This is a genomic window from Streptosporangium sp. H13245 (assembly GCF_055690525.1).
This window is the reverse complement of sequence record NZ_JBSZKT010000044.1, coordinates 1-12,201: the sequence shown is the minus strand read 5'-3', so window position 1 is coordinate 12,201 and position 12,201 is coordinate 1. Positions and strand designations below refer to the sequence as shown.

10 protein-coding genes are annotated in these 12,201 nt (G+C 72.4%); all 10 read right to left on the bottom strand.

Going from position 1 to position 12,201, the window contains the following annotated elements; genetic code table 11:
- Nucleotides 1–117 precede the first annotated feature (117 nt).
- The 10 genes from ACW9TB_RS35080 to ACW9TB_RS35035 all read right to left on the bottom strand — a co-directional run bounded on the left by ACW9TB_RS35080 (nucleotide 118) and on the right by ACW9TB_RS35035 (nucleotide 12,029).
- On the bottom strand, nucleotides 118–1,107 hold the full coding sequence (locus ACW9TB_RS35080) for a TerC family protein (RefSeq protein WP_472752417.1): 990 nt from the start codon (nucleotides 1,105–1,107) through the stop codon (nucleotides 118–120).
- A gap of 416 nt (nucleotides 1,108–1,523) precedes the next feature.
- On the bottom strand, nucleotides 1,524–2,795 hold the full coding sequence (locus tag ACW9TB_RS35075) for a glycosyltransferase family 4 protein (RefSeq protein ID WP_472752416.1): 1,272 nt from the start codon (nucleotides 2,793–2,795) through the stop codon (nucleotides 1,524–1,526).
- The gene (murJ, locus tag ACW9TB_RS35070; protein ID WP_472752415.1) at nucleotides 2,788–4,437 is read right to left on the bottom strand and encodes a murein biosynthesis integral membrane protein MurJ; all 1,650 of its coding nucleotides are present in this window, start codon (nucleotides 4,435–4,437) and stop codon (nucleotides 2,788–2,790) included. Before murJ ends, ACW9TB_RS35075 begins: the two co-directional genes overlap by 8 nt.
- Nucleotides 4,434–5,312: a hypothetical protein gene (locus ACW9TB_RS35065; RefSeq protein ID WP_472752414.1), complete on the bottom strand. Its 879-nt coding sequence runs from the start codon at nucleotides 5,310–5,312 to the stop codon at nucleotides 4,434–4,436. Before ACW9TB_RS35065 ends, murJ begins: the two co-directional genes overlap by 4 nt.
- Nucleotides 5,313–5,316: 4 nt before the next feature.
- Nucleotides 5,317–6,303, bottom strand: coding sequence for a copper transporter (locus ACW9TB_RS35060; protein ID WP_472752413.1), 987 nt, complete (start codon nucleotides 6,301–6,303; stop codon nucleotides 5,317–5,319).
- Nucleotides 6,300–7,511 carry a putative cytokinetic ring protein SteA gene (gene steA / locus ACW9TB_RS35055; protein ID WP_472752412.1) on the bottom strand — a complete coding sequence of 404 codons (1,212 nt, stop codon included), beginning with the start codon at nucleotides 7,509–7,511 and terminating at the stop codon, nucleotides 6,300–6,302. The genes ACW9TB_RS35060 and steA overlap by 4 nt, the downstream gene beginning before the upstream one ends.
- Before the next feature lie 161 nt (nucleotides 7,512–7,672).
- Complete coding sequence (gene recN / locus ACW9TB_RS35050; protein ID WP_472752411.1) at nucleotides 7,673–9,385, bottom strand: DNA repair protein RecN; 1,713 nt, start codon at nucleotides 9,383–9,385, stop codon at nucleotides 7,673–7,675.
- Between the two features lie 91 nt (nucleotides 9,386–9,476).
- Nucleotides 9,477–10,382 carry an NAD kinase gene (locus tag ACW9TB_RS35045; RefSeq protein WP_472752410.1) on the bottom strand — a complete coding sequence of 302 codons (906 nt, stop codon included), beginning with the start codon at nucleotides 10,380–10,382 and terminating at the stop codon, nucleotides 9,477–9,479.
- Between the two features lie 583 nt (nucleotides 10,383–10,965).
- The gene (locus ACW9TB_RS35040) at nucleotides 10,966–11,784 is read right to left on the bottom strand and encodes a TlyA family RNA methyltransferase (RefSeq protein ID WP_472752409.1); all 819 of its coding nucleotides are present in this window, start codon (nucleotides 11,782–11,784) and stop codon (nucleotides 10,966–10,968) included.
- Nucleotides 11,781–12,029 (bottom strand): hypothetical protein, encoded by a 249-nt coding sequence (locus ACW9TB_RS35035; protein ID WP_472752408.1) that lies wholly within the window; start codon nucleotides 12,027–12,029, stop codon nucleotides 11,781–11,783. Before ACW9TB_RS35035 ends, ACW9TB_RS35040 begins: the two co-directional genes overlap by 4 nt.
- Nucleotides 12,030–12,201 lie beyond the last annotated feature (172 nt).

Sequence of the window (12,201 nt, the reverse complement as noted above, 5' to 3'; positions counted from 1 at the left end):
TGTGATGTCTTGCGGCATTAGACCGGTATGTCTACCCGCTCTGGGGCAGGATGTTACCCATCTCTTAGCCCTTATAAGGCGCAATGAGACAAGCAAAGCGCCTCACACGCCGATTCGCTAGCCCTGCTCGACACTCGCCGGGGTGGTGTTTTCCTTGCCCGAGCGAACGTCACGCCGGGCCTTGATCAGGCTGACCACGGTGGTGACGACCATCGTGACGACGATGACCGACAACGACAACCAGATCGGCACCTGGGGAGCCCAGGAGACACCGCTGGAGTGCAGCGCCTCAAGGATCAGCTTAACCCCGATGAAACCGAGGATGAACGCAAGACCGTAGCTGAGGTAGACCAGTCGCTGGAGCAGGCCGCCCAGCAGGAAGTAAAGCTGGCGCAGGCCCATGAGGGCGAACGCGTTCGCGGTGAAGACGATGAAGGCGTCGGTGGTGAGGCCGAAGATCGCCGGGATCGAGTCGAGCGCGAACAGCAGGTCGGTGGTACCGATGGCGATCATGACGATCAGCAGCGGGGTGACCAGGCGCTTGCCGTCGACCTTTACGATGATCTTGGAGCCCACGTAGTCGTCGGTGTGCGGCAGCACCCGCCGGGCCCAGCGCAGCACCGCGTTCTCGTCGACCGACTCCTCCTGGCCGAACTGGCGGACGAGCTGCACCGCGGTGTAGATCAGGAACAGGCCGAAGACGTAGAACAGCCAGCCGAAGTTGGCCAGGGCCGCGGCGCCGATCGCGATGAAGATGCCGCGCATGACCAGCGCCATCAGGATGCCGATCAGGAGCACCTTGTGCTGGTACATCTTCGGCACCGCGAAGCGGGTCATGATGATGTAGAAAACGAAGAGGTTGTCGATGCTCAGGCTGTACTCGGTGAGATACCCGGCGAAGAACTGGCCCCCGGGGGTGGGGCCCGCGAAGATCAACAGCACGATGCCGAAGATCACCGCCAGCGTGACGTAGAAGCCGACCCAGAACCCGGCCTGCTTGAGGGAGAACTCCCGGGGCTCGCCCCTGTCGACTATCCACAGGTCGAAGGCGAGGATGACGAGGAGTCCGCCGATGACGGCGAACCATGCCCAGACAGGAACATTCACAACTGATAAACCTCCGGCGGCGCGCACGACTGACTGCCGGAGGTCTCTCCCGCCCGCGTGAGACATGTCGAGGTGAAGCGGATCGACAATGCGGACCGACAGCCCCGGGGGCCTCGTGGAGCGAGGCAACACCGTGATGACGAGACTGCCACGAAGGGATACTCCCCCCCTAACCACGCCAGTATAGGTGTCCGGCATGGTGTCGCCTAATCCAACCTCGCGACGGCTCAGCCTGTTCCCCCCGGCCCCAAGATCGCCCGTGACCGGCCCCTTCCCGCCTTCCGGGCTCCCCGGAGGGCCGCGAGGACGCCCTCTCCGGCTTTCAGGAGGAATACGGCATAAGCCGCGAATCCCTCCACCCTCCGGGAGAAGGCCCGATGCGGCCCGCGAGCCCCCCTCGGAGGGCCGACACAGATTCAGCCGGGGAGGCCCGCGTAGACGGTGAGTACCGCCTCAAGCGCCTCCGGCTCGCCCGGCAGCTCACGGCCCCGCCGGGCGGCGGCCTCGGCCAGCTCTCCGGCGAGGTCGTCGTCGGTGAGCACCCTCGCGACCGCGTCGCGCATCGCGGCGACGTCCCCGTACGGCACCAGCAGCCCGGCCTCGCCCACCATCGCCGGGACACCCCCCACGGCGGTGGCGACGACCGCGGTGCCCGCCCGCAGGGCCTCCTGCACGGTGAGAGGCTGCCCTTCCCAGCGGCTCGGCAGCACCAGCGCCCTGGCCACCCCGAGCAGGTCCCCCACGTCGGTACGGTTGCCCAGCAGCCGCACCGGCAGGTCCTCCCGGTCGATCCGCCCCTGCAGCTCCCCCCGCAGCGGCCCCTCCCCCGCCACCAGGAACACGACCCCGGGCGCCCGCTCCCCCGGCCCCCGGCCACGCACGGGCTCCGGCACAGTCTCACCGTGTACGGGCTCCGCCACGTCCGGCACGATCCCACCGCGCACGAGCTCCACCAGATCCGGCACGGTCTCACCGCGTACAGGCTTCGCCAGGTGGTCCGGTGCGGGCGCCGCGTCCCCATGGATCCCCCGCCCAACCCCCCGCAGGGCCTTCGCGACGTCGAGCAGGGTCTCCAGCCCCTTCTGCTGGGCGAGTCTCGCGACCGTCAGGAAGATCACCCGGTCACCCGTGCCGAGCTCCCGCCGTACGTCGCCGGGGTCGCGTCCCGAAGGGGGCAGCGGGGGCGCGGGGACGACGGCGGCCTCGACGTGTCCGGCCCCCAGGCGGGTCATCCGCTCTCCCAGGTCGGGGGAGACGACCAGGATCCGGTCGGCGCGGCGGGCCACGATCCGTTCCAGGAGGCCGTAGACGGCACCGATGGCGCCGCCCGCGGTGGCGGCGTTGTGCAGGGTCACCACCAGGCCGGTCCCGGTCCCGGCCAGCGCGATCGCCGCCAGCGCCCCGGCCCGCAGCCCGTGGGCGTGCACGGCGTGCGCCCCGCGCAGCGCCCGAAGCGCCAGGACCGCCCGCAGGTCGTCGGCCGGGCGCGGCCGGTCGGAGATCGGCACGGGCGCGAAGCGGGCGCCGAGGGCGGTGAAGCCGAAGGCCCGCTCCGTGCTCGGCGGGCCCGCCACGACCACCCGGTGGCCGCCGCGCACCAGCCCCCCGGCCAGCATGGCCACGTGCCGGCCGACTCCTCCCGCGCTCGTCCCCAGCACGAGTGCCACACGCCTGCCCTGGTCAGCCATCGGAACGGCTCTCCTCTCTCACGGCCCCCCGGCGGAGCCTCGCGAGCAGCGCCTGGGCGTCCTTCCTGTCGATCACCAGCGCCACGGCCGCGAACACGGCCACCCCGGCCACACCGGCGGCCAGCCCGACCGCCACGGACGCCCACGTGGCCACCTCGCCGAAGCCGCCGACCAGGACCAGGCCCGCCCCCCAGGCCGCGGCGCCGCCGGCCAGGGTCGCCAGGAGGGTACGCGGCATCCCCGCCAGCGCGGCAACCCCCCTGGCGCGGAGCACCGCGACGGTGAGGAGCAGCCCGCCGACGGTCATGCCGACGGTGCTGCCCAGCGCCAGCCGCCCGACCACCTCGGCCGGATCCCCCGCCGTGTGGGCGAACACGATCTGGGCCACCAGCGCGACGGCCCATCCGGTCACCGAGGCGGCGGCCGCCGACCGGCCCCGCCCGCAGGCGTACAGGACGCGGGCGAGATGCAGCATGAGCGCGTACCCGACCAGGCCCGGCGCGAACAGCGCGACGCCCCCGGCCATCTCGGCGGGATCGCCGCCCTCCGTCCCGTCGAGGAACACCCTCGACACCGGTACGGCGACCGCCGCCATCACCCCGGCCGCGAGCCCCGTCACCAGGAGCACCGCCCGGGTGGTGGAGGCGGCCAGGGCGTCGAACCCCGGGGCGTCCCCATCGCCCGCCCGGGTGGACAGCACCGGGAACGAGCTGGTGGCGATCGGCATCACGAGCACCGCGTACGGCAGCTGGTACAGCGCCCAGGCGTAGGTGTAGGCGGCGATCGCGCCCCCGCCGCCCAGGTTGTTGGCCAGGCGGATGACGACGATCAGCGCGACCTGCTGCGCGACCAGCACGGCGAGACCCGCGGTGGCGAGCCTCCGCGCCGTGGCCGCGACGCCCGGCGGGAACGACAGCGCGGGCCGCAGCCGCAGCCGCAGCCTGGCCACCGGGCCGACGACGGTGAGCACCATCGCGGCGGCGGCGACGGTCGCGCCGAGGGAGAGCGACAGCTGCCCGGCGTCGCTGAGAGCCGACAGGTCCCCGGCGGCCTCCTCGTTGACCGCCTCGAACAGCAGGTTGGAGGCGACGATCAGCAGGCTGGAGACCAGCGGCGCCAGGGCCGGGCCCATGAACCGCCGGTGGGCCTGGAGCACCCCGTACAGCACCACGGCCAGGCCGAAGAAGATCATCCGAGGGGCGAAGACGACGAGCATGCCGGTACCGGCCTCGACGACACCGGCCAGGTCGCACGGGGCCGGGTCGCCCACGAGCAGCGCGACGATCGGCCCGGCGAACGCGACGATGAGCAGCGTCAGCGGCACCAGGACGAGCATCGCCCAGGTGAGCAGCGCCGAGGTGGTCCTGCTCACCTCCGCCCTGGCCTCGGGGTCGTCGTCGGACCTGGAGGCCGCCGAGGCCAGCACCGGCACCACCATCCCGGCCAGTACGCCGCCCGCCACCAGCTCGAAGACGATGTTGGGCACGTAGTTGGCGGTGTTGTAGGCGGTGCCCAGGCAGCTGTTGCCGACGCTCTGCGACTGGACGAGATAGCGGCCGAAACCGACGAGCCTGGCCAGGACGGTCACGACTCCGATGAGGAGTGCCGCTCCCGCGACCCCTCGTGCGATCCTCGTGCTCATCGGGGGGCGGGGGCCTGCTCCACAGGGCGACGTCCCAGCATGTCGACGCGGTGCAGGAGGGGGTTGCCCGCGATCACCTTGGTGAAGCTGACCTTCTCGGAGGCCGCGGTCAGCGCGACCACGGTGCCGAGCACGACCAGGCGGCCGGGACGGCCCAGGGTGACGGAGGCGGCCAGGCCGAGCAGCGCGCCCAGCGCGTTGGCCCCCGCGTCGCCGAGCATCGCCCGCTCGCCGAGGTCCTCGGGCAGCAGCGCGGCGGCGGCCCCCATCGGGAGCGCGACCAGGGTGGCCTGGACCGGGTCGTCCCCGAGCAGCCCCGCGGCGAGCAGGGGCGCACCGGCGAGCAGGCCCACCTTGACGGCCCGCCCCGGCCGCAGGTCGAAGAGGTTGGCCAGGTTGGCGCTCCCGGCGATCAGCACGCCGTTGACGGCCACGTCGAAGGGGTCGCGGGAGGTCACGGCCGCGGCGGCCAGGCCGGTCGCGCCGATGCCGAGGATCTTCACGGCCCCGCTGGTGACCTCACCCTTGGCCAGGGCGCTCAGGTGCCCCCTGAACCCCTTGGACGAGGTCGCGCCGTACAGGTCGTCGTAGGCTCCGAGCCCGCCGCCGCCCGCCACCGCCAGCAACGCCGCCACGCGGACGCCGCCGGGCAGCCCGGGGACCACGGCCGCGGCGGCACCGGCACCGGCGACGAACGCCGGGCCCTCGAGCAGGGTGATCGGCTCGCCCCGGTGGTTCGTGCGGGCCCAGGTCTCCGAATCGCCGACCGGGGGCCTGCGGGTGAAGGCGGCGTACGCGGCACGCGCGGCGACCGCGCCGAGGAACGCTCCGGCGAGGGCACCCGCGAGGGCACGGGGAAAAGCGCGACGAGCCATCGGGTCATCCTCCGGAGGTGGCCGTGGCGGCCGTGGTGGTGGCCGTGGGGGTCGGCGTCGCGCTGGGCTCGATGCCGGAGACACCGGAGCCGATGCCGTACTGGCCGGCCAGCCCGGTGAGTTGCTCTCGGAGAGCGTAGACCACCACGACCCGCCCCGAGGGCATATCGGCGGTGTCGACGCTGGAGACCTTCTCCGTGACGGCCGCGTCCTCGCGGAGCGCGGCGACGACCCCGCCGGGAGCGGCGGAGGTCTGCGTACCGGCCAGCACGGTGCCCTGGCCCGCGTCGTCGAGGCCGAGCGCCAGCGTCACGAGCGCGCCCGCCTGCTCGCCCGCGGTCTCCCCGGTGTACGCCTCCGCCGGGGCGATCATCAGCGCCACCTCCGCGCGCTTGGCGGGCTCGCCGGTGATGGTGAGCAGGCCGCCGCGCTGGAAGGCGTCGAGGATGCCGGTCCCCGCCGGGTGCTCCTTGCCCACCTGGCTGGAGTCACTGGTCAGGATCGCGCCCGCGAGCACCTCCGCCGCCTTGTCGTACGCCGTGTCCTCGACGGAGAAGACGGTCTCGGCGGCCTTGGCCCCGACGGCGAGCTTGTCGACGAAGCCCGCCTGGGCGGGATCGGTGTACCGCTCGGCGAGGGTGATCCGGCCGGTCACGCTCCCCCCGGCCTCCTCGATCACCTGCTGCGCCGCCTCGCGTACGCCCGCCGTGCTGCCCGGGGCCTCGACGATCACGATGCTCTTGCCGGCGAGCGCGTCCTGGACCAGCCGGGAGGTGTCGCCGACCACGAAGGCGTCGTTGGCGGCCTCGCGCTTCTGCAGGGCGTCCACCTGGTCGCGGAGCTCGGTGTTGCCCTCGCGGAGCTGGTTGGCCAGCGACTCGCTCGCCTTGATGACGGGGTCTTCGAGCAGGGTGGTGCCGAGCACGATGCCGACCGACAGCGCGAGGAAGATCGCGACGATGGAGACGAGGTGATAGCGGAAATCGATCACGAGAAGAGTCCGACCAGCCAGAAGATGAAGCCGCTCCAGACGTCGCGGACGCTGTCCAGCCAGATCTTGCCCACCGGGGAGACGACGATCGCCACTCCCATGGTGATCAGCGTGGTGGCGACGAGCAGGAGCAGGGACGATGTGGAGATCCGGCTGCGGTAGAGCCGGCTGACGCCTTTCGCGTCGACGAGTTTGCTGCCCACCCGCAGGCGGGTGAGGAAGGTGCTGGCCATACCGGAGCGGCCCTTGTCGAGGAACTCCACCAGGGTCGCGTGGGTGCCGACGGCGACGATGAGGTCGGCGCCCTTGTCGTCGGCGAGCAGCATGGCGATGTCCTCGCTGGTGCCGATCGCCGGGAAGATCACCGCGGTGCGGCCCAGCTGCTGGACCCGCTCCAGCCCCGGCGCCCTGCCGTCGCGGTAGGCGTGCACGACCAGCTCGGCGCCGGTGGTGAGCGCCTTGGTGGAGACCGAGTCGAAGTCCCCGACGATGATGTCGGGCATGTATCCGGCCTCCAGCAGCGCGTCGGCGCCGCCGTCCACCCCGATCATGATCGGGCGGTATTCGCGGATGTAGGGGCGGAGGGCGGCGATGTCCTCCTTGTAGTGGTAACCGCGCACCACGATGAGGACGTGCCTGCCCTCCATGACGGTCCGGACGTCGGGAACGCCGATCCCGTCGATGAGGAGGTCTCGCTCGCGGCGGACGTACTCCATGGTGTTGGCCGCGAACGCCTCGATCTGCACCGTCAGCCCGGCCCGCGCCTCGCTCATCGCGGCCTCGACGGACTCGGCCGTCTGCACGTCGCCCTTGCCGACCGTCTCGTCGTCGAGGTAGATGACGCCGTCGTGCAGCCTGACCAGGTCGCCGTCCTTGATCCGCTCGAACAGCTCGGGGGTGGCGTTGTCGATGAACGGCACCCCGGCGTCGACGATGATCTGCGGGCCCAGGTTGGGGTAGCGGCCGCTGATGCCGGAGGCGATGTTGACGACACCCGCCGCGCCGCACGCGACAAGGGCCTCCGCGCTCACCCGGTCAACGTCAACGTGATCGATAATCGCGATTTCCCCGACCCTGAGGCGCTTGGTCAGCCTCTTGGTCCGCCGATCGATTCTCGCCACTGCCGTCACCCCGGGAAGGTCTGTGACCTTCCTGCGGCGGAGGTACCTCGTGAGCCTGTCTTGAAGCCCGTCAATCGGCACCTTCATCACGCCCATCCTGCCAGAGGGAACGACCGGGCGAGCCAAACAGTCCGCAGCGTGTTAGATACGTCACCCGATGCCCCCGGCACCCACTCCCCCGAAACACGAGAATCAGTCCTTCAATCCCCCACGTACTCCTTTGTCCGGCCTGTCCGGCCCATCTCCGGTCAGGCCTTGTCGGCGGCGGCGATCGAGAGGAGCTCCTCCGCGTGCGCGCGGCCCAGCTCGGAGTCCTCGAGCCCGGCGAGCATCCGGGAGAGCTCCCGTGCCCTGCCGTCCTTGTCGAGGGCGATCACGCCGCTGCGCACCACGCTCCCGTCGTCGGCCTTCTCCACGACGAGGTGCTGGTCGGCGAAGGCGGCGACCTGCGGGAGGTGGGTGACGACGATCACCTGGGAGGTGCGGGCCAGCCGCGCCAGCCTGCGGCCGATCTCCACCGCGGCCTTGCCGCCCACGCCCGCGTCGACCTCGTCGAAGACGAACGTCGGGACCGGGTCGGCACCGGCGAACACCACCTCGATGGCGAGCATCACCCGGCTCAGCTCACCGCCCGAGGCGCCCTTGTTCAGCGGCAGGAGCGGCGAGGCCGGGTGCGGCGCCATGCGCAGCTCGACCTCGTCGACGCCGTGCGGGCCGAACTCGGGGGCGGCGGCGATGGTGACCACCACCCTGGCGTGCGGCATGGCCAGCGCGGTGAGCTCCTCGGTCACCGCCTGCCCGAACCGCTCCGCGGCCGCCGTCCTGACCCCGGTCAGCTCGGCGGCCAGCTCGGTGAGGCGCTCGGTGAGCTCCTCGTGCTCGCGGGTGAGCTCGCCGATGCGGTCGTCGTCGCCGTCGAGCTCCGCCACCCTGGCGGCGGCCCGCGCGGCCCAGGCGAGCACCTCCGCGGTGTCCTGGCCGTATCTGCGGATGATGTGGATGAGCGTCGACCGCCGCTCCTGCACGACCGCGAGCCGCCCCGGGTCGGCGTCGACCGACTCGGCGTACGCGGCCAGCTCGGTGGCGACGTCGGAGATCAGATAGCCCGCCTCCGCGAGCCGGTCGGCGATCCCGGCGAGCGAGGGGTCGAAGTCGCGCACCGCCTCGACGGCGCCGCGGGCCTCGCCGACCAGCGCGATGGCGTCCGGCATGGCCTGCTCGCCGGAGAGCGGGTCACCGAGCAGCGCCCGGTGCGCCGTCTCCGCGGCGCCCCTGAGGGAGTCGGCGTGGGAGAGCCGCTCCTCTTCCTCACGCAGCTCGACCTCCTCGCCGGGCTTGGGGTCGGCCTTCTCGATCTCGCCGAGCCCGAACCTGAGCTGGTCGGCCTCCTGGGCGCGCTCCCTGGCCCTGGTGGTCAGCTCGGCCAGCTGCTCCGCGGTCTTCCTGTGCCGTTTGTAGGCCTGCTCGTAGGCGCGCAGCGGCTTGACCAGCTCCTCACCGGCGTAGCGGTCGAGGGCGGCCCGCTGGCGGCCCGGCTGCAGCAGCCGCTGCTGGTCCATCTGGCCGTGCACGGCCACCAGGTCCTCGGCCAGGTAGGTGAGCGTGCCGACGGGGACGGTCCGGCCGCCCAGCCAGGCACGGCTGCGCCCCTCGACGGAGACCGTCCGCGAGATGATCAGCTCGCCGTCCTCGACCACGCCGCCCAGGTCCTGCACCTGCTGGGCGACCCGGCCCGCCGGGTCGACGACCAGCGTGCCCTCGATGGTGGTCTTGCCGGAGCCGGGGCGGACACGGGCGGGGTCGGCACGGCCGCCGAACAGCAGCCCCAGACCGGTCACCACCATGGTCTTACCGGCGCCCGTCTCGCCCGTGACCACGGTGAATCCCGGCGCCAGCACCAGGACGGCCTCATCGATCACGCCAAGCCCCTGGATGCGGACCTCCTCGACTCTAGGTCGCACTGGTCCCTCCCGTCACATCGAATTCACCGAACATCAGTGCGGTGCGCGGGCACGATCCTACGCGCTTGAGGCGTCGCCCGCCCGGCCGAACTCAGGGCCTCACACGGCCACGCCACCCCTGTACGGGGAGATCGAACTTGGCGACCAGCCTGTCGGTGAACGGCGCCCCGGTGTCCTCCAGGCCGTGCAGCCGCGCCAGCCGTACCGGCAGCTCGGCCCGCCTGAGCTCCACCCTGGCCCCGGCGGGCAGGTCGAACCTGCGGCGGCCGTCGCACCACAGCACCGCGCCCGCCGTCTCCGTCTGGACCTCCAGCGCCAGCTTGGAGCGGGGCGAGACCACCAGGGGCCGGGCGAACAGGGCGTGGGCGCTGATGGGGACCAGCAGCAGCGCCTCCACCTCGGGCCACACGACCGGGCCCCCGGCGGAGAAGGCGTACGCGGTCGAACCGGTCGGTGTGGCGCAGATCACCCCGTCGCACCCCCAGCGTGACAGCGGGCGCCCGTCGATCTCGGCGACCACCTCGAGCATCCGCTCGCTCTTCTCGACGGTGACCTCGTTCAGCGCCCAGCTGTCGGCCAGCAGCTTGCCGTTGAGGCGGGCGGTGACCTCGATGGTCATCCGCTCCTCGACGTCGTAGCGGCCGTCCACCACGCTGTCGACCGCGTCCGCCAGGTCCTCCACCTCCGCCTCGGCCAGGAAGCCCACGTGGCCGAGGTTGACCCCCAGCAGCGGCACCCCCGCCGGGCGGGCGAGCTCGGCCGCCCGCAGGAGGCTGCCGTCGCCGCCGAGCACGATCATCATCTCGGCGGCGTCGACCGCCGCGGAACCCGCGGGGACCACCTCGGCTCCCCCGCAGCCGATCTCGTCGGCCTCGGCCTTGAGGACGCGTACGGTCAACCCGGCGTCCACGAACCGCTGGATCACCATCCGGGCGCTGTCGACGGCCGCCACCCGCCCGGTGTGCGCGGTGACCAGCACGGTGCGCCTGGCAGTCATCGGCTCTCCTTGAGCGTGGAGATCCTCGCCCCGGGGCGGGGGAGGGAACGCGGCGCGGTGCCGCGCGATCTGGGATCGTGCCCGGCGGCGAGGAGCACGCCGCCACGAGTGTGACCGGCGGTGCTCTCGCCGTTCTCGCCGCTCTCGCCGATGGGGCGGCGGAGAGGTGAGACGCCTGTGGATCTGGTGTGGGACCTCAAGGGCTTTCTCCTGGCGGGCGACCGACGGTGGACCGGGAATCCTCCCCGACCCCCTTCGTTCGGGGGTACGGGAGGGATCCGAGGAGGGTTCGGGGAAAGTTCGGGGAGGGTTCGGGAAAGGAAGGATGTCAAGTCTCCACTTTCCCCGGCCCCCGCGGGCGCTCGGGGCACCGGGTGCCGAGAGACCGAGGGTCCGGATCGCTCGGGGCACCGGGGGCCGAGGGTCCGGATCGCTCGGGGCACCGGGGGCCGGGGGGGCTGGATCGCTCGGGGCACCGGGGGCCGGGGGGGCTGGATCGCTTGGGGCACCGGGCGGCAGGGAGGGCGTCCTGTCAGGAGTCGGAGAGCCGAGGGCGTAGGGGCGCGTAAGGGCGGAGGGCACCCTACCGAGGGCCTTCCGCCACCGCTCGCCCGATCTCCGCGTCAAGATCGGGGACCGGCGGAGCGCCCTCCCCCTTGCCCAGCCAGATGACGTACTCGACATTGCCTGACGGGCCCGGCAGCGGGCTCGCGGTGACCCCCCGCACGGTCAGGCCCAGCGTTCGCGCGGCCTCGGCCACGTCCCGTACGGCCCCGGCGCGAAGTTCCGGGTCGCGGACGACCCCTCCCGCGCCGACCCGATCCCTGCCGACCTCGAACTGGGGTTTGACCAGCATCGCGAAGTCGGCCCGCCCGGCGGCGCACAGCGCGAGGGCCGGCAGCACCAGGCGCAGGGAGATGAAGGAGAGGTCACCGACGATCAGGGTGGGTGCCTCGCCGACCATGTCGGGTTTCAGGTCCCTGACGTTGACCCGCTCCATGACCGTGACCCTGTCGTCGGTCCGCAGCGACCACGCGAGCTGGCCGTATCCGACGTCGACGGCCAGGACGTGGGCCGCTCCGGCGCGCAGCAGCACGTCGGTGAAGCCCCCGGTCGAGGCCCCCGCGTCCAGGCAGCGGCGTCCCTCGACGGTGAGACCGAGGGGGCCGAAGGCCTCCAGCGCCCCGAGGAGCTTGTGCGCGCCCCGCGAGACGTAGTCGGGCCCCTCCGCCGCCTCCGCGACCACGATCGCCGAGGCCGTGTCGACCTGGGTCGCGGGCTTGGCGGCCACCTGGCCGCCGATGCTGACCCGGCCGGCCTCGATGAGCTGGGCCGCCTGTTCCCGGGACCGCGCCAGCTTCCGGCGGACGAGTTCACTGTCGAGGCGTGTCCGTCGGCTCACGGGCGCTGCTCCGGGGCGTGCCCGTGTCCTGAGAGACCGTGTGCCGGAGTGTCGTCGGCCGTGGCGGGTTCCCGCCCCGATGCGCCGTTCACCGCGGCGAGCGCCTGCTCCAGTCCGGTGAACACCTCCTCGAAGACGTCCGCGTGCGCGGAGACGGGCAGGGCGCCGAGACGGGCGAGCCCGTCCAGCGCGGCGTCCGCCCGCCCGTCACCCGTCTCACCCGTCTCCTTCAGCAGGTCCGTCATACGTTCCCTCCGGAACCGCTCCTGGCCGCCTCGGCCGTCATGGCCGTCTCCGCGGCCCTCGCCGCCGTACGAACACGGCTTCCGCCGTACGAACACGGCTTCCGCCGTACGAACACGGCTTCCGCCGTACGAACACGGCTTCCGCCGTACGAACACGGCTTCCGCCGTACGA